Source organism: Pseudarthrobacter enclensis (assembly GCF_030811655.1).
GTDB classification, from domain to species: domain Bacteria; phylum Actinomycetota; class Actinomycetes; order Actinomycetales; family Micrococcaceae; genus Arthrobacter; species Arthrobacter enclensis_A.
This window is the reverse complement of sequence record NZ_JAUSRE010000009.1, coordinates 61,764-78,844: the sequence shown is the minus strand read 5'-3', so window position 1 is coordinate 78,844 and position 17,081 is coordinate 61,764. Positions and strand designations below refer to the sequence as shown.

The 17,081-nt window shown below is 66.5% G+C and carries 14 protein-coding genes and 1 pseudogene; 5 read left to right on the top strand and 10 right to left on the bottom strand.

What is annotated here, in order from left to right; all coding sequences use genetic code 11:
- The first annotated feature begins 104 nt into the window (after window positions 1-104).
- Window positions 105-902, top strand: a complete 798-nt coding sequence (locus J2X98_RS10345) for a hypothetical protein (RefSeq protein ID WP_307307536.1) — start codon at window positions 105-107, stop codon at window positions 900-902.
- An 84-nt stretch (window positions 903-986) separates the two neighbouring features.
- On the opposite strand, the gene purL is transcribed toward J2X98_RS10345, so the two are convergent.
- Genes purL through purS form a run of 3 tightly spaced genes read right to left on the bottom strand, consistent with a single transcriptional unit; the run spans window position 987 to window position 4,319 of the window.
- Window positions 987-3,296: a phosphoribosylformylglycinamidine synthase subunit PurL gene (purL, locus tag J2X98_RS10340; protein ID WP_307307533.1), complete on the bottom strand. Its 2,310-nt coding sequence runs from the start codon at window positions 3,294-3,296 to the stop codon at window positions 987-989.
- Window positions 3,293-4,066: a phosphoribosylformylglycinamidine synthase subunit PurQ gene (gene purQ / locus J2X98_RS10335; RefSeq protein ID WP_307307529.1), complete on the bottom strand. Its 774-nt coding sequence runs from the start codon at window positions 4,064-4,066 to the stop codon at window positions 3,293-3,295. The genes purL and purQ overlap by 4 nt, the downstream gene beginning before the upstream one ends.
- Before the next feature lies 1 nt (window position 4,067).
- Window positions 4,068-4,319 (bottom strand): phosphoribosylformylglycinamidine synthase subunit PurS, encoded by a 252-nt coding sequence (purS, locus tag J2X98_RS10330; protein WP_307307527.1) that lies wholly within the window; start codon window positions 4,317-4,319, stop codon window positions 4,068-4,070.
- A gap of 246 nt (window positions 4,320-4,565) precedes the next feature.
- Between purS and J2X98_RS10325 the strand changes: the two genes are divergently transcribed.
- Both J2X98_RS10325 and J2X98_RS10320 read left to right on the top strand, forming a co-directional pair.
- Entirely contained in the window at window positions 4,566-4,751 is a 186-nt protein-coding gene (locus tag J2X98_RS10325) for a hypothetical protein (protein WP_141943938.1), read from the top strand.
- A 275-nt stretch (window positions 4,752-5,026) separates the two neighbouring features.
- Window positions 5,027-8,135, top strand: a pseudogene (locus J2X98_RS10320) (S8 family serine peptidase).
- 104 nt (window positions 8,136-8,239) lie between these two features.
- Here the strand turns inward: J2X98_RS10320 and J2X98_RS10310 are convergent.
- The 4 genes from J2X98_RS10310 to J2X98_RS10295 form a co-directional block, all read right to left on the bottom strand.
- Window positions 8,240-8,572 (bottom strand): serine protease inhibitor, encoded by a 333-nt coding sequence (locus J2X98_RS10310; protein WP_141943936.1) that lies wholly within the window; start codon window positions 8,570-8,572, stop codon window positions 8,240-8,242.
- Window positions 8,569-9,522, bottom strand: a complete 954-nt coding sequence (locus J2X98_RS10305) for a 3-methyladenine DNA glycosylase (protein WP_307307519.1) — start codon at window positions 9,520-9,522, stop codon at window positions 8,569-8,571. The genes J2X98_RS10310 and J2X98_RS10305 overlap by 4 nt, the downstream gene beginning before the upstream one ends.
- On the bottom strand, window positions 9,479-10,045 hold the full coding sequence (locus tag J2X98_RS10300; RefSeq protein WP_141943932.1) for an SSI family serine proteinase inhibitor: 567 nt from the start codon (window positions 10,043-10,045) through the stop codon (window positions 9,479-9,481). The genes J2X98_RS10305 and J2X98_RS10300 overlap by 44 nt, the downstream gene beginning before the upstream one ends.
- A 77-nt stretch (window positions 10,046-10,122) precedes the next feature.
- Window positions 10,123-10,611 carry a MarR family winged helix-turn-helix transcriptional regulator gene (locus J2X98_RS10295; protein ID WP_307307514.1) on the bottom strand — a complete coding sequence of 163 codons (489 nt, stop codon included), beginning with the start codon at window positions 10,609-10,611 and terminating at the stop codon, window positions 10,123-10,125.
- Between the two features lie 77 nt (window positions 10,612-10,688).
- Here J2X98_RS10295 and J2X98_RS10290 point away from each other — a divergent pair, with 77 nt between their 5' ends.
- A complete protein-coding gene (locus J2X98_RS10290; protein ID WP_141943930.1) occupies window positions 10,689-10,931 on the top strand; it encodes a hypothetical protein in 243 nt (80 codons plus the stop codon).
- 116 nt (window positions 10,932-11,047) lie between these two features.
- The gene (locus J2X98_RS10285) at window positions 11,048-11,263 is read left to right on the top strand and encodes a hypothetical protein (protein WP_141943928.1); all 216 of its coding nucleotides are present in this window, start codon (window positions 11,048-11,050) and stop codon (window positions 11,261-11,263) included.
- 93 nt (window positions 11,264-11,356) lie between these two features.
- On the opposite strand, the gene J2X98_RS10280 is transcribed toward J2X98_RS10285, so the two are convergent.
- The 3 genes from J2X98_RS10280 to J2X98_RS10270 form a co-directional block, all read right to left on the bottom strand.
- The gene (locus tag J2X98_RS10280) at window positions 11,357-12,715 is read right to left on the bottom strand and encodes an aspartate kinase (RefSeq protein ID WP_307307508.1); all 1,359 of its coding nucleotides are present in this window, start codon (window positions 12,713-12,715) and stop codon (window positions 11,357-11,359) included.
- Between the two features lie 205 nt (window positions 12,716-12,920).
- On the bottom strand, window positions 12,921-13,520 hold the full coding sequence (gene recR / locus J2X98_RS10275) for a recombination mediator RecR (protein ID WP_307307504.1): 600 nt from the start codon (window positions 13,518-13,520) through the stop codon (window positions 12,921-12,923).
- A 72-nt stretch (window positions 13,521-13,592) separates the two neighbouring features.
- Window positions 13,593-17,078, bottom strand: coding sequence for a DNA polymerase III subunit gamma and tau (locus tag J2X98_RS10270; protein WP_444964467.1), 3,486 nt, complete (start codon window positions 17,076-17,078; stop codon window positions 13,593-13,595).
- Window positions 17,079-17,081: the final 3 nt, after the last annotated feature.

Sequence of the window (17,081 nt, the reverse complement as noted above, 5' to 3'; positions counted from 1 at the left end):
GCCCGTTTACCCTTGATGATGCTTCGGATGCCGGAGTCTCGCCACGCCGCTGGCGCCACCGTTCACTGATACACCGTGGCAGGGGGATCAGGATGGAAGGCACGATGACGGAGCTTCCGTTGGTCACGCGAGTCCGGCCATTTATTGAGGTAAATCAGCTTTGCGCGGCCTCGCATGTAACGGCCGCGGAGCTCTATGCGCTGCCGCAACGGCGCCAGGACGAGTCCCTTGACGTGTATCACCTCATCCGTCCCGAGGGAGCAGCACACCTGGACAGGCCCCACGTATTTGTGCACCGCATGAAGCTGTATCGGGAGGAAATCACCGGGATTTTCGGGTTTCCGGTGACAACGCCGGAGCGGACGTGGCTCGACATGGCGGAGCTGTTGTCCGTGGATGAAGTCGTGGCCATGGGGGATAGCTGCGTGCGCGTTCCCAGACCGGAGTTCGAGGGCCGGGACATGCCGCTGTGCTCTATAGCGGATCTCCAGCGGATTGTTGACCGGCACAAGGGGAAGCGGGGGCTGCGGAAGGCGAAAGAGGCTTTGAAACTTATCAGGGTCGGCGCGGATTCACCGCAGGAGACGATGCTCCGGCTCGCCATTGTCCGTGCGGGGCTGCCTGAGCCGGAGCTGAACGTCCCGATCATCACTGATGACGGCACCAGGCATCACGAGCCGGACTTGTCCTACCGCAAATACAAGATCGGGATCGAGTACGAGGGCGAACACCATGGCGACGCAAGCCAGATCGCCAGGGACATAACGCGCTCTGAACGGTACGCCGCCGTGGGGTGGACGGAGGTCAGGATTTCCAGGCGGCACATGGTGAACGATGCGAAGCCGGCCGCAGCCAAAGTGCTGGTCGCGTTGGCACAGGCAGGCTGGCGCAGGGGTTCTTAAAAACGATTGCTCCGTACTTGTCGTTCTGAGTGTTCAAAACGACAAGTACGGAGCAATCAATGGTTGGGGTGGCGGTGGGGAGGATCAGCCGAAGTACTTCGGCAGCGTCCCTTCATGGGCTTCGCGGAGGGCATCGAGGGACAGGGCGTCCACGCCGTTGATCTCCAGCTTGCCGCTTGCCGCGTCCACAACGCCGATGCGGGTGTGGGCGAAGCCGCGGGCGGTACACATGTCCGTGAAGCGGACTTCCTCCGAGCGGGGGACGCCCACCACGGCACGGCCCTGCGACTCGGAGAAGAGCGCCGTGAACAGGTCCACTCCGTCCCGGTCCATGACATCCTGGAGGGCGATCCGGGCACCGACGCCGTAGCGCAGCGAGGACTCCACCAGGGCAGCGGCGAGGCCACCTTCTGACAGGTCGTGAGCGGAGTCGATCATGCCATCACGCGAAGCGTTGATCAGGATCTCACCCAGGGCGCGCTCGGCCTCAAGGTCCACCTTGGGTGGCTGGCCGCCCAGGTGACCGCGCATGTTGGCCCACTCGGAACCGTCCAGCTCGGCACCCGTGGTGCCCAGCAGGTAGATAGCCTGCCCGTCCTCACGCCAGCCTGACGGCGTGCGCCGCGCGACGTCGTCGAGCTTGCCCAGCACCGCCACCACGGGGGAGGGGTGGATGGGGGTGGTGCCCGTCTGGTTGTACAGCGAGACGTTGCCGCCGGTGACCGGGATGCCCAGCACCATGCAGGCGTCGGACAGGCCGCGGATGGCCTCGGCCAGCTGCCACATGACGTCCGGGTCCTCGGGGGAGCCGAAGTTCAGGCAGTCGCTGACGGCCATGGGGATGGCGCCCGCGGTGGCAACGTTCCGGTAGGCCTCGGCCAGCGCCAGCTGTGCGCCGTGGTACGGATCGAGGTAGGTGTAGCGGCCGTTGGCATCGGTGGCCAGGGCGACGCCCAGGCCGGTTTCCTCATCCACACGGACCACGCCGGCATCGTCCGGGAACGCCATGGCGGTGTTGCCGCCCACGTACCGGTCGTACTGGTTGGTGATCCAGGACTTGGAGCACATGTTCGGTGACGCCACGAGTTCGGTGACGGCCTTGGCCAGCTCGGCCGGAGCGGCCGGGCGGCCGGCGTCCTGCACCGAGCCGGTGAAGGTATCGGCCTGGACGGCGTCCTGCCACTCGGGGCGGGCGTACGGGCGGTCGTAGACCGGGCCGTCGTGCGCAACGGTGCGGGGATCGACGTCGACAATCACGTCGCCTTCCCAGGTGATGATGAGGCGTCCGGTATCGGTCACCTCGCCCAGCCAGGAGTACTCCACGGCCCACTTGTCCATGACGGCCTCGAACGCTTCCACGTTCTCCGGCGTGACAACGGCCATCATGCGTTCCTGCGACTCGGACATCAGGATTTCGCCCGGGGTCAGCGTGGGGTCGCGCAGCAGGACCGAGGTCAGCTCAACCTGCATGCCGCCGTCGCCGTTGGAGGCCAGCTCGGACGTGGCGCAGGAAATGCCCGCTGCGCCCAGGTCCTGGATGCCTTCCACCAGCGAACCCTTGAAGAGCTCCAGGCAGCACTCGATCAGGACCTTCTCGGCGAACGGGTCGCCCACCTGCACGGCGGGGCGCTTGGAGGGCTTGCTGTCGTCGAAGGACTCGGAGGCCAGGACGGAGGCGCCGCCGATGCCGTCGCCGCCGGTGCGCGCACCGAACAGGACCACCTTGTTGCCCTTGCCGGAGGCGTTGGCCAGCCGGATGTCCTCGTGGCGCATGACGCCCACTGCCAGGGCGTTGACCAGTGGGTTGCCCTGGTAAACGGAGTCGAACACCATCTCGCCGCCGATGTTCGGCAGGCCCAGGGAGTTGCCGTAGCCGCCGATGCCGGCCACAGCGCCGTGCATGACGCGGGCGGTGTCCGGGTGGTCGATGGCGCCGAAACGCAGCGGATCCATGACGGCAACGGGGCGGGCGCCCATGGAGATGATGTCGCGGACAATGCCGCCGATGCCGGTCGCGGCACCCTGGTAGGGCTCAACGAACGACGGCGAGTTGTGCGATTCGATCTTGAAGGTAACGGCCCAGCCGTCCCCCAGGTTGGTCACGCCGGCGTTTTCGCCGATGCCCACCAGCATGTCCTTCTTCATTTCCTCGGTGACCTTCTGGCCGAACTGGCGCAGGTGGTTCTTGGAGGACTTGTAGGAGCAGTGCTCGCTCCACATGACGGAGTACATGGCCAGCTCGGCGCCGGTGGGACGGCGGCCCAGGACCTTGACGATCTCGTCGAACTCGTTCTGCTTCAGGCCCAGCTCGGCCCAGGGCAGCTCCGTGTCCGGGGTCTTCGAGGCGTTCTCGACGGTGTCGATGTTGAACTTCTTGCTGGTTTCGGTGGTCACTTGTCGCCTCCCACAATCTTGTTCAATACGGAGGTGAAGAAGCCCAGGCCGTCCGTGTCGGAACCGCCGATCCCGTCGAGGGATTCGGGGCCGAAGCCCGGCTCCACGGCGTGCTCGGGGTGCGGCATGAGGCCCACCACGTTGCCGGCGGCGTTGGAGATGCCGGCGATGTCGCGGCGCGAGCCGTTCGGGTTGAAGCCCACGTAGCGGAACACGACGCGGCCCTCGGCCTCAAGGGCGTCCAGGGTCTTTTCGTCAGCGATGTACTGGCCGTCCTGGTTCTTGAGCGGGATGGTGATTTCCTGACCGGCCTGGTAGTCCAGCGTCCACGCCGTGTTGGTGTTTTCGACCCGCAGCACCTGGTCGCGGCAGAGGAACTTGAGGTGGTCGTTCTTGATCATCGAACCGGGCAGCAGGTGCGATTCCGTGAGGATCTGGAAGCCGTTGCAGATGCCCAGGACGGGCAGCTTGGCATCGGAGTTCGCCGCGTCGATGATTTTGGACATCAGCGGGGCGAACCGGGCGATGGCGCCGGCGCGCAGGTAGTCACCGTAGGAGAATCCGCCGGGAATGATGACGGCGTCGACGTCGCCGAGTTCGGCGTCGCCGTGCCAGAGTTCGACGGCGGTGGCACCGGCCAGGCGCACGGCGCGGGCAGCGTCCCGGTCGTCCAGGGTGCCGGGGAAGGTGACGACGCCGATCCGGGCGCCGGCCAGGCGCGGCTCCGCCGCAACAGCGACAGCCTCGCCGATCAGGGGAAGTTCAGTCATCTCAGGCCTCGACAACCTCGACATTGATGACGTCCTCGATGACCGGGTTGGACAGGAGGGTCTCGGCTGCGTCACGGGCCTGGGCCAGGATTTCCTCCGTCACCTCGCCGTCGACCGTCAGTTCGAAACGCTTGCCCTGGCGGACAGAGCTGAAGCTGGTGAAGCCCAGCCGGGGGAGAGCGCCAACGATTGCCTTCCCCTGCGGGTCCAGAATCTCGGGCTTGGGCATGACGTCAACAACGATCCGGGGCATCCGGTAACTCCTGTGCGTGAGCTTGGGTAAGGGCGCAGCGGAGTGGTGCCGTCTCACGCCGTACCGGGGTGTCGGGGGACATGGTGGACGGGCGCTCCGCGAGCTTGCCCTATTATTCTACCGGCCCCGGCGAACCCCCCTTGCATCCGGCAGATCCAGCGAGCGGAACCCTGGCAGCGACCGGGCCAGGGGCAGCACGCAGGTGGGGTTCTGGAGTTGCCGTAAGCCCTTCACTACTATTGCTGAATGGCTGAGAAATCGAAGTCCGTGCTGTTGCCCATGGTTGCCGCGGCGGTTTTTGCCGGCCTGGGCAGGATGGTGTTCCAGAAGGTGAAGGCGGACCGGCTGGCCCGCGAAACGCGGGTGGCAGGCCCTGTCGACGAAAAAACCCGGCAGTGGATCAGCGACGTGGTGCGTACTCCGCGCCACTAGCGCACTGCCTTGATTCCCCACCCGTGAGAAGGGCGCCCTTCGGGGCGCCCTTTTCCGTGTTCCGCCGCGAGCCGCCGGGCACATATGACAAGCAGAAAATCCGAGAATGTGCCCTATGTCATATCACGCTCTCAGTCTGTACTCTGTGAACAGTCTGGTCTCAGAGGATTACAAGATTTGTAATCCTCTCTGCGGTTCCAGTCGTTCGGGCGCCCGCCAAGGCCGGGCGGCACATGGTGAAAGGGTTGCACGTGAAATCAACTGGAAAGAGCCCCTTGCGGGCTGGGGGACTCCGGAAGGCGGCGGCCCTGGCCGTCGGGTTGCCCCTTATTCTCAGCTCGCTGGCCGCAGGACCAGCATCCGCCGCACCGGATGGCCAAGGGGCAGGGAACGCTTCCTCCGCCACAAGCGACAGCCAGTTCAAGGACGGCCGGTACATCGTGGTACTCGCCGGTCCGGCCGCCGCTGCCTACGAAGGGGGAGCCGCAGGCCTGGGGGCAACCAAGCCCCAACAGGGCAGGAAGCTGGACGCCGCCAGCCCCAACTTCAAGGCATATGACGCCCACCTGCGCAACCAGCAACGGGACGTGGCAGCAGCCCAGGGGGTCACCCCCGCCAAGCAGTACACCGCAGCGCTCAATGGTTTTACCGCTGAGCTGACCGCAACGCAGGCCGTCGCGCTGTCCAAGGACAGCAGGGTCCTGGTGGTGGCGCCCGACGTCGAAAACAAGCCTGACTACACCACCACCGACTTCCTCAAGCTCACCGGCCCTGACGGCGTCTGGGCCACGCAGCTCGGCGGCGAAGCCAACGCCGGCAAGGGGGTGGTGGTGGGCGTCATCGATTCCGGCTACGCGCCGGACAACCCCTTCCTGCAGGGCGAAGCGCTGAAGCCGCTGCAGGGGGCCGCGCTGGTTGGTGTCCCATACCGCACCGGCGACGGGAAGATCGCCATGCTCAAGGCCGATGGCACCACCTTCGAAGGGGAGTGCCAAAAGGGCCAGGGGACCGGAGCGGCCTTTGATGGTTCGCTCTGCAACTCCAAGGTCATCGGTGCCCGCTACTTCGCCGATTCCTTCCTTCAGTACGTGCCACCGGAAAACCGTGCGCCGGAAGAGCAGATCTCCCCAGTGGATGTCGGCAGCCACGGGACCCACACGGCCACCACGGCGGCCGGGAACGCCAATATTGAGCAGGTGATCGACGGCGCCAGTTTCGGCACGAGCTCGGGTATTGCCCCCGCAGCCAAAGTCTCCGTATACAAGGTCTGCTGGGAGGACACCAACCCTGACACCGGAGGCTGCTACTCCTCCGCCTCCGTCGAGGCAGTTGACGCAGCCATCAAGGACGGCGTCGACGTCCTGAACTACTCCATCTCCGGCAACAACAACAGCACCACCGATCCGGTCGCCCTGGCCTTCCTGAACGCTGCCGCCGCCGGAATCTTTGTCTCCGCCTCCGCCGGGAACTCAGGCCCCACGGCCTCCACAGTGAACCACGCCTCTCCCTGGCTGACCACGGTGGCCGCCTCCACCTTCCCCAGCGACCTGCAGGGCACGGTCAAGGTCTCCGACGGATCGCTGTACCGCGGAGCGTCCATCATGAAGTCGGAAGTGGCGGACAAGACGGTTGTCCTTGCCGCGGCCGCCGCTGCCACGGGTGCGGCAAACCCCAACCTCTGCGGCCCGGGAACCCTGGACGCCACCAAGGTGGCCGGCAAGGTGGTTGTCTGTGACCGCGGCGTGGTGTCCAGGACCGCCAAAAGCCAGGAAGTCCTGGACAAGGGCGGGGTGGGCATGATCCTGGTGAACCTCACCAGCAGTTCGGAGGACGCCGACAACCACGTCATCCCCACTGTCCACGTCAATGCACCCAAGAGCCTGGAGCTGAAGTCGAAGCTGGAAGCCAATCCGGCGCTGACGGTCAGCCTGGTCAAGGGCGATCTGACGGGCCTGCCGCCTGCCCCTGCGCCGCAGATTGCGGGATTCTCGTCACGGGGCCCCACACTTGCCTCCGGCGGTGACCTGCTGAAGCCGGACATCTCCGCTCCGGGAGTCAATGTCCTGGCCGGCGTTTCCACCATCGGCAACCACGGTGACCAGTTCGGCTTCATGTCGGGCACCTCCATGGCCGCACCGCACATCGCAGGCTTCGGCGCCCTGGTGCTGGGCAAGCAGCCCAAGTGGACCCCCGCCATGGTGAAGTCCGCGATGATGACCACCGCCTACCCGCTGGTCAACGCCGACGGTTCACCCAACACGGACCCGTTCCAGGGCGGCGCCGGACACGTCGATTCCACCCGGGTCCTCGACCCCGGCCTGGTGTACGACTCCGGCATCCAGGATTGGCTCGGCTTCCTCAACGGCCAGGGCGTGGAAACCGGGACTCCGCAGGCTGGCTCCATCGCTGCCCGTGACCTCAACCTTCCCTCCATCGCCCTGGGCAGTCTGGTGGGCGAAGTCCAGGTGAAGCGCAAGCTCACCGCACTGGTGCCGGGCATGTACCGACCCGAGGTGAACATGCCGGGCTTCAACGTCACCGTGGAACCCAACGCGCTGAACTTCGCCAAGGTAGGCCAGACCCGCGAAGTGATCGTGACCATCCGGAATGTCAGTGCACCCGTGGGCAAGTTCAGCACCGGAAGCCTCACCTGGAAGGGGCCCCGGACGGTGACGTCGCCGGTGGCCATCCGTCCGGTTGACGCCCAGATCGCGCCGTCCTTCTCGTTCAGTTCGGCCACGGGCAGCGGCAGCGGCACCATGGAACTGGTATCCGGCTCGGACAGCCCCATCGCCGTTGGAGTGGAGGGCCTGGCCCCGCTGAGCCAGACCGCCATTACCAAGACCCCGGGCGGGTACGCGCCCACGAATGACGCGCACAACGCCCTGCTCCAGGTGAAGGTGCCCGCCGGCGCCACCTTTTGCCCGCCTGGGCATCCAGGCGCAGTCCAGCGACGTCGACTGGGACATGGTGGTCTACGCACCGAACGGCTCGGGCGGCCTGACCCCCATCCAGGTGGCGACGGCGTCGGCCAGTGAGTTCCTGGACCTGGAGTCGCCGAAGGCCGGCACCTACTACGTGGTGGCCAACCTGTACGCCACGCCTGACAACGGACCGGCCACTGCCTCCGTTCAGGCGGTGACCTTCGCCGGTGACGCGGGGAACCTTACGGTGAACCCGAACCCCATCACGGCACCGAACGGAACCGCCACCTCGGCGACGCTGAACTGGACGGGACTCGCTGAAGGCTCCTACCTCTCCCGGCTGAGCCTTGGCAGCAACGGCATCAGGACCTGGGTGACCGTCCAGGCGGGACAGGGCACTGCCCCTGCGCCGGCGGGCGCGCCACAGCTTGATCTGGCCCAGGCTGTGCCGGGCACCTGACCAGCCCGGGTATCTGATCAGAAAGGTCTGGGGGGAGGTCCCGGGCGGTCGAGAGACCGCCCGGGACCTTTTTTCGTTCCTGCAGCTTCCGGTCCTGCCAAAGGTTAGGCAGCCGTCCCGCCCAGCAAGGGTGCCATGGCCTTCCAACGGGCGATTTCGCAGCCATCGGTACGCGTGAAGGTCGAGTGGACGGTGCGGCCATGGAATGTTCCGGTGACCACGGCCACCTGCGGGCCGCCGTATTGCTGGGTGCATAGCCTGGGCGGCCCGGGCTTGGGGAAGAAGAGGTCTGCGCCGAACCGCTCCACGGCCGCCAATGCCGCCACCGGCTGCGGCACCGTGGTCCCGGCAGCCGGCTTGCCGTCCAGGGACAGCAGCCGGAAGACGTGCTCCGGGGCGTTGCTGTCCTCCCGGATGCTGATGGTCAGGTCGATCACCGGGGTGGTCCCCCAGACATGGCTCCAAGTTCCGTGGCAAGCCTTTCCCGCAGGTGGGCCGCTTCGTCCGCGAAGGCGCGCTGGTACTCCACGTAGGCGGCCTTGCCCCGGGGCGTCTCGATGGGGATGGCAGGGTAGCCCCAGTCGGCCAGGTCATAGGGGGAAGCCTGCATGTCCATGGCCCTGATCCGCCAGGACAGTTCAAAGCAGTCCATAACCAGTTCGCTGGGCAGCGCGGGCAGCAACTTGTAGGCCCACTTGTAGAGGTCCATGTTGGCGTGCAGGCAACCGGGCTGCTCCATGTGCCGCTGGGTTTCGCGGCTGGGCGAATGCTCGTTGAGCGGGATGGCGTCCGGGGTGTAGAACCGGAAAGCGTCGAAGTGGGTGCAGCGGATCCTGTTGTCCTCCACGACCTTGTCGGTGCCTGCAGCTCCCAGCCGCAGCTGCAGGTACTCGTGGCGGAGGTCGAACTTGTCCTGACGGTAGACCATGGCCCACTCGTGCAGCCCAAAACAGCCGAACTGCGCCGGCCGTGCCGCCGTGCCGCGGAGGATAATGCCGGCGAAGGCCACTGCTTCCTTGCGGTCGGCCAGGAAGGCGTCCCGATCGAAAGTGACCGCGGTACTTCCCGCAGCCAGCCCCAGGGACGCAAGTTCACCGTCGTCGAGCGTCCGGTAATGCTTCCAGGCCGCCCGCGTGGCTGCCTGACTGCCTGTCAGGACTGCTCCGGCACCAGGGTGCCACCGCTTCAACTGGCCGGGCTTTTGGGTGTAGTAGGTGAAAAGGAAGTCCTCCACCGGATGTTTCCGGCCGGCTGACCGGCGTGCGAGATAGGGATCGGCGTAGCGGCTGACGCGCCGGATGTGGGTTTCTTCCCTTGCGCGTGCGTCATCCGGCGCCAGGACCTTAAGAGGCTCCACCGGCAACGCCCAACACGTCCTTTGCGGCATTCCAGGCGCTGATCTCACAGCCGTTGGTCCGGGCAAACTTTGAGTCCACGGCAACACCATCCACCACGCCCGAGATGGTGGCTGTCTGGGGGCCGCCGTATTGCTGGGTGCAGGGCTGCGCGGTTCCCGGCGGGGCCGGGGCAGCAATGCCAGGATTTGCCTTCAGTGCTGCACAGGCTGCCGCGGCATTCGGGTGGCTGCTTTCCGCGGCCGGCGTGCCGGCGGAACACACCAGGGTGTAGTCGACTTCCGGCGCGCCCTGGGACGGAACTACGGTGATGGCAAGTTCAGCGTTTCCCTGCCCGGCGCCGGCACTTGGCCGGGAAGTGGCGGGAGCGGGTGCAGCAATCGAGGTTTCGGTGTCCGGGGAGGGGGTGGCCGGGCCGCCGCCTGGGGAGGACGCTGCGGATCCGGTGGAGGAGGCCCCCGACGCGGAGGTCCCGCTGTCCGGAGTGCCGCTGCAACCGGAGACCAGTCCGGCGCCCAAGGCCAGGACTGCTGCGAGCATCCGAAAATTGCGCATCAGGCCACCTCTCCTTCGTCCAGTAATTCTAGTCGCTTGGCGCGGGCCGGCGGTCGGCGTCCCGCACACGGGGACAGCTACGCGGAGGTGGCGGCGATCAGGCCCATCATGGACGCGTGCAGTTCGGCGACCTGTTTGCGGGTCAGGCCCAGCCGCTCCATCATGGTGCCCGGAACCCGCAGCGCCTCCTGCCGCAGGGCAGCGCCTTTCGGGGTCAGTTCGACGGCGAGTGCGCGCTCGTTGCCGTCGGCGCGGCGGCGCGTGACCAGTCCGGACGCTTCCAGCCTGCGGAGGAGCGGGGAAATGGTGGCCGGTTCCTGGGCCAGCGCCTCGCTGATGTTCCGTACGGTCCGCGGGCTGTCCTCCCACAAGCAGAGCATCACCAGGTACTGCGGATGAGTGAGGTTGAGTTTCTCAAGCACGGGCTTATAGGCCCCCACGACGCTGCGCGCTGCCACTGTCAGCGCAAAGCAGAGTTGGTGTTCCAGCAGCAGATCCTCCTCCCGCGCCACGTCCGGGTCTGCCGTGGGCGTTGTCTCTGCGTTCGCTGCCGCTGTGGCGGTCATGGATCCTCCAATTGTTAGTGCACTAACCATTAGTGTACATTTGTTACTGGTAAACGGTGAGTGGAAGGAGCCTCTTCATGGGCAGGGACAAGTCCGCGGACAGGGGCAATGCCTCCCAGCGCTTCATGCGGGCCACAGGGAAGTTGCGGGCCATCTTCGGCCCCGCCAGCCGCACGGCACTCGGCCACGACATGACTGAAGAGAACCGCCGGCTTCTGGCACAGCGCCAGGCGGAGACCCGGCAGTGGGAAACCATCACCAGGTCCGACGGCAGCACCTACGTAGTGCCAAAGAACCCCGAAGACCGATCCCTGCGCTAGTAATTCCCGTCCCCTGCGCCGGCGCCTTTTTCCGGCCCCGGGCATAAAATGAGGGCACTGGCTCCCGTTGGAGTCACATGCGCTTTCGCCCGAGCTTCGGGAAGGGGGTGGAAACAGTGGCACATGTCCTCGACAGTTTCATGGGCCTGACCGAGAGGCTCCGCTTCTTGTTTGGTCCTGCCACCCGACTCGATGCCGATACGCCCGTCGTACACAAACACGATGAATTTGAACAGGCCTCAGAAGAGGATCTGTCGCATTTCGTGGTCGAGACCGATTCAACCGGCCACCACTACGCAGTTCGCCGCGAAGACCTGGAACGCGAAAGCTGACTTTTCCAGGCCGCCATGACACGCATCATGGGATGCCAAAAGCCGGGCTGCCCTTCCTTCCAGGGAAAGGCAGCCCGGCTTTTCGCGGCTAACCTAGCGGCCGGTGCCGCCGTAGACCGTCGCTTCGCTTTCGGTGTCGAGCCCGAACGCCTTGTGGATCACGCGGACGGCTTCGTCCAGCAGATCGGCGTGGGTCACAACGGAGATGCGGATTTCCGACGTGGAGATCATGTTGATGTTGATGCCGGCGTCTGACAGTGCCTTGAAGAAGGTGGCGGAAACGCCGGGGTGGGAGCGCATGCCGGCGCCGATCAGCGACAGCTTGCCGATCTGCTCGTTGTATTCGATGGCCTCGAAGCCGATCTGGTCCTGTGCGGCGTGGAGGGCGGCCAGGGCGTCGGCGCCTTCCACGATGGGAAGCGTGAAGGAGATGTCGGTTTTGCCCGTGCCGTGCGTGGACACGTTCTGCACGATCATGTCGATGTTCGAGTGTGCGTCTGCGATCACCTGGAAGATCGCGGCGGCCTTGCCGGGGATGTCCGGGACACCAACAACGGTGACCTTCGCTTCGGAACGGTCATGCGCAACGCCGGAGATGATTGGCTGCTCCAAGGCAACTCCCTCTTGAGTGGTGATCTTGTCGTCGGCGCTGGGGATGACCCAGGTGCCTTCATGCTGGCTGAATGAGGAGCGGACGTGCAGCGGCACGCCGAACCGGCGGGCGTATTCGACGCACCGCAGGTGGAGGATCTTGGCGCCGGAAGCAGCGAGTTCCAGCATCTCCTCGCTGGAGATGGTGTCGATCTTCTGTGCAGACGGAACCACCCGCGGATCCGCGGTGAAGATGCCGTCCACGTCGGTATAGATCTCGCAGACGTCGGCGTCGAGGGCGGCCGCCAGTGCCACGGCGGTAGTGTCCGAGCCGCCGCGGCCCAGTGTGGTGATTTCGTTGGTGGCCCGGGTCATGCCCTGGAATCCTGCCACGATGGCGATGTTGCCCTTGTCCAGGGCGGTGCGGATCCGGTGCGGGTCGACGTCGATGATCCGTGCCTTGCCGTGGATTCCGTCGGTGATCATGCCCGCCTGCGAGCCGGTGAAGGACTGGGCGGAGGCGCCGAGCTTGTTGATGGCCATGGCCAGCAGTGCCATGGAGATGCGCTCGCCGGCCGAAAGGAGCATGTCCATTTCCCGGGCGGGCGCGGAATCGGTCACCTGCGCGGCGAGGTCCAGGAGCTCATCCGTGGTGTCACCCATTGCCGAGACGACCACAACCACCTCGTTGCCGGCTTTCTGGGCATCGACCACGCGCCTTGCCACACGCTTGATTCCGTCCGCGTCCGCCACGGAGGACCCGCCGAATTTCTGCACAATGAGCTGCTGGGTCACCGCTCCGGCGGCGGGCGCCACCTGCGGCTGTGTTGCGTTGTGCACTTCGGTGGTGGGCGTACTCATGCGCGTACCTTCATTGGATCAATTGGAGTTCTGGAGGCCAGGCGGCCTGACGCCGGGACGGCGCGGCATTCCTTGGGACAGTTTATCGCCGTGCCCGGAGGGACGTTTAATTGTGACCACATACCGGCCCACGCCAGGTACGCTGCGGCAGCGGACATCAGGTTCAACCACAAAGGAGTACGACGGCGGCCGGCAACGGGGTGCGTCAGCCCAGGGCGTTGCGGCGCCCCTCGAACGCACGGCCCAGAGTGACCTCGTCGGCGTATTCCAGGTCCCCGCCGACCGGCAGGCCGGAGGCAAGGCGGGTGACGGCAATGCCGATGGTCTTGAGCATGCGGGCCAGGTAGGTGGCCGTTGCCTCACCCTCCAGGTTGGGGTCCGTGGCGATAATGACCTCCTGGATTTCGCCGTCGTTGAGGCGGGTGAGCAGTTCGCGGATCCGCAGCTGCTCAGGTCCTACGCCCGCGATGGGATTTATCGCTCCGCCCAGCACGTGATAGCGCCCGCGGAACGAACGGGTACGCTCCACCGCCAGAACGTCCTTGGACTCCTCCACAACGCAGATAATGGCGGGATCGCGGCGCGGGTCGCGGCAGATGTTGCACAGGTCCTGCTCCGTGACGTTGCCGCAGACGGTGCAGAACTTGACGCGTTCCTTGACGGTGGTGATGGCGTCCACCAGCCGTTTCATGTCCTGGGGGTCGGCCTCGAGGATGTGGAACGCCAGCCGCTGCGCGGACTTGGGCCCTACTCCGGGAAGGCGTCCGAGCTCATCGATCAGCTCCTGGACAGCACCTTCGTACACGTTTCCCTCTTCAGTTTGGTATGGATGGCGGGTGGATCAGGGCAGGATCAAGGCGTGGGGGCCTGAGTGTCCTCAATAGCGGGGCGGGACCGGGCTTCCGTCCAGTGACCGCTCCTCGATCAGCTTGCCGCCCAGGATGCGCTCCACGGCGGCGCGGCCAAATACCCCCGACTCCTCGATGGTCTCATCATCAGCGCTTGGAATGTCCTGGACGTAGGTGCTTTGGGCAGCGGCCTTGGCAGGCGCCTTGGCCCGGCCGGCCTCAGCTTCAGGGCTGTTGGACAACCGCTGGTAAAGGCTCTGCCGTGTTTCAGTTCGTCCCGCTGCCGGTGCGACCGCGGGGGCCTGGGTGGGCGGCGCCGCAACGGGAGCAGATGCAGCAGGGGAGTGTGCGGCAGGGGACGGTGCAACAGGGGACGGTGCCATGGAGGACGGTGGGACGCGGACCGGTGCCACCGTGGCGGCGCCGGCCGAGGCCATGGCGAATTGGGGTGCCGGGGCGTGCTCGGGGGACGGCTCGTGGTAGCCCCCGGCACCCGGCTCCCCATGACCGTTGCCAGAGGCAGTTACAACGCCCTGGCCTTGCCAAACCGTATCCGCAGCCGGTGTGACCGGAACCGCGGGGATCGAGGGCGGAACCTGGGCCGTGGCGGGTGCGTAGTGCGGGACGGAGGCCTGTTCCCCGATGTTTTCAGCCGTGGAAGATGGCGCGTGCTTGGCGCCTACGTTGCTCTTGTCTCCCACCACCCAGATGCCCGGCGCCTGTTCCACGGCACGCGTCCAGGGGTCATGCACGGTGCCCGCCGGCTGGCGCGTGGTGTGGGGGGCAGGTTGTGCGGCACTATCCATCGGCGCACTGACGGCCGTACTTCCGGGGGTCCCTGACGCAGGCTCCCCGCGTCCGCCCGCAGGCTGCCGGCTGGCTGCAGTTGCAGAAGATGAGGCAGGGCGGCTTGCAGAGCCTCCCGAGGGTTCCCAATCCATGGGCGGTTCCTCGTCCAGGGGAGGAGCGTCCTCATCCCGGGGCGGCCCCCAGTCGTCATCCGAGTAGGAGTAGTCGCCGCCGGCTGACGGGGACGGCGACATGCCGGAGTCGTCGGTGCCTGGTCCGGTTGCAGGGCTGCCGGAAGCGGCCCGGGCGGGATCCGTACCCTGGTCGCCGTCCCCGTGGGGCCCGGACCCAAACGGCAATCCTTGCGAGGGGGAGGCGGGGGAATCCGCCGCCGGGGTGTCGGCCTGCTGGGTAGCCGCCGGGGTGGCTGCAACAGCAGTGCTTCCGGAGCGTGCCGCGGCAGTCGTGCTGGCGGCTGTACTGAAGGCCCCGGTACTCCTGCCTTGCGTGGCAGCCTGGGCTGCAGCCGCCGCAGCTCCTGGTGCCGGCGCCGCGGCGGCAGGAGCAGCCGGGGGAGCTGCTTGGGCGGGAGCCGGAGCCAGCCCCCATGCAACGTCAGCTGAAGTGGCCGGAACCACCGGGCTGGCGGGCACTTTTGGGTTTGGCTCAGAGCTCGCCTGGCTGGGGCCGCCGCCGGCTACCGCGTTGATCTGGCAGTCGATGCCAACAGTTTTGTGGATAGCCTTGCGCAGGTTGTCGGAGTGGTCCGCCCTGCCGAAGGCCCCGGCAAGCCCGGACGTGGTGAACGACAGGGTGAGGACACTGCCGTCAAAGGCGCTGACCTGCGCGTTGGGCTCAACGAGGGCCCAGGTGCTGCGCTTGATCTTGGACAGCGCCTGCAGGACGTCAGGCCACGCCCTGCGGAGGACCTCCACGTCACCCATGGCCGGGGACGCGGGAGGCGCCGAGTGTGCCGGGGCTCCCTGGTCAGGTGCCGCCTGGCGCAGTGCCGGCTCGTTGTTGCCGGATGCCTGCATGCTGCCCGCCGGCTGAGGGGCGGCCGTCTGTGGCGCGGGGGTGCTCTGTGGCCCGGGGCTGCTTTGCGGGGTGCTGTTTTTTTGCGGTGCTGCATTGTTCTGCGGCGCTGCAGGCGTCTGCCGTGCTGCCGCGGGCGTGGTTCCTGGCGCAGCAGGGCCCTGTGGTGTGCGGGCGTGTCCCTGTTCCTCCACAGGCCAGTCGCTGGTGCTTACCCGCGGTGGGGTGAGCGGGCTGCGGGAAGCTTCAGCCGCGGGAACGGCGTGGCCGTCCGTTGCCGGCGTGGCGGCCGGAGCTTCGGGTGACGCAGCTCCGGTGGGGTCGGAACCCCGCACGGAAGCCGGTGCCTCGGGAGTGCCGGGTGTGGACTGCGCGGAGGCGGCAGGCACCGCGGCAGGGTCTTCAGTCGTTGCCGTTGCTGCAGGCGCTGCAGCCACCGGCGCCGCGTTGACACCAGGCACTGGGGTGGCGGGAGCCGCGACGTCGTTCCCGGCGTAGTTCAGGCGCCGCTCCACCCGGTCGATCCGGGCAGCCATCCCGCGCTCATTCTGCTCGGAGCTGGGCAGCAGTATCCGGGCGCAGAGCAGTTCAAGGTGCAGCCGCGGAGACGTGGCACCTGTCATTTCGGTCAGGGCCGTATTGGTGACGTCTGCGGCGCGGGAGAGTTCCGCTGCTCCAAGGTTGTGTGCCTGGTTCTGGAGGCGGGCGATTTGGTCCGCCGGCATTCCCCGCAGGATGGCATGGGCGCTCTCCGGCATGGCCTGGACGATGATCAGGTCGCGGAAGCGCTCCAGCAGGTCCTCGACGAAGCGGCGGGGGTCATGGCCGGTTTGGATGACCCGGTCCACGGCACGGAAGACGGTGGCGGCGTCGGACGCGGCGGTGGCTTCCACGACGTCGTCCAGCAGTGACGCGTGGGTGTAGCCAAGCAGCGCCACGGCCAGCTCGTAGTCAAGCCCGGTGGGTCCGGCGCCGGCCATGAGCTGGTCCAGGACGGAGAGGGAGTCGCGGACGGAACCGCCGCCGGCCCGGATGACCAACGACAGGACACCGGGGGCCACCGGGACGTTCTCCTGGCGGCACAGGAGTTCCAGGTAGGCCATCAGGGGCTCTGGCGGCACCAGCCGGAAGGGGTAGTGATGGGTCCGGGACCGGATGGTTCCGATGACCTTGTCAGGCTCGGTGGTGGCGAAGATGAACTTGATGTGTTCCGGCGGCTCCTCCACGATCTTCAGCAGGGCATTGAACCCGGCCGACGTGACCATGTGGGCCTCGTCAATGATGAAGATCTTGTAGCGGTCCCGGACTGGCGCAAAGGTGGCGCGCTCGCGGAGGTCCCGCGCGTCGTCAACGCCGCCGTGGCTCGCGGCGTCGATCTCGATGACATCCAGGGAACCGGAGCCGCCCCTGGCCAGCTCGATGCAGCTGGGGCAGGTCCCGCAGGGGGTATCCGTGGGGCCCTGGGCACAGTTCAGGCAGCGTGCCAAAATTCGGGCGGAAGTTGTTTTTCCGCACCCCCTGGGGCCGGAAAAAAGGTAGGCGTGATTGACGCGGTTCTTCCGCAAAGCCGTCATCAGGGGCTCGGTGACGTGCTCCTGCCCGATAACGTCAGCGAACGAGTCGGGACGGTATCTGCGGTACAGGGCGGTAGTAACTGTCACAGAGAAAACCCTACCAATCCGGGCTGACATCAT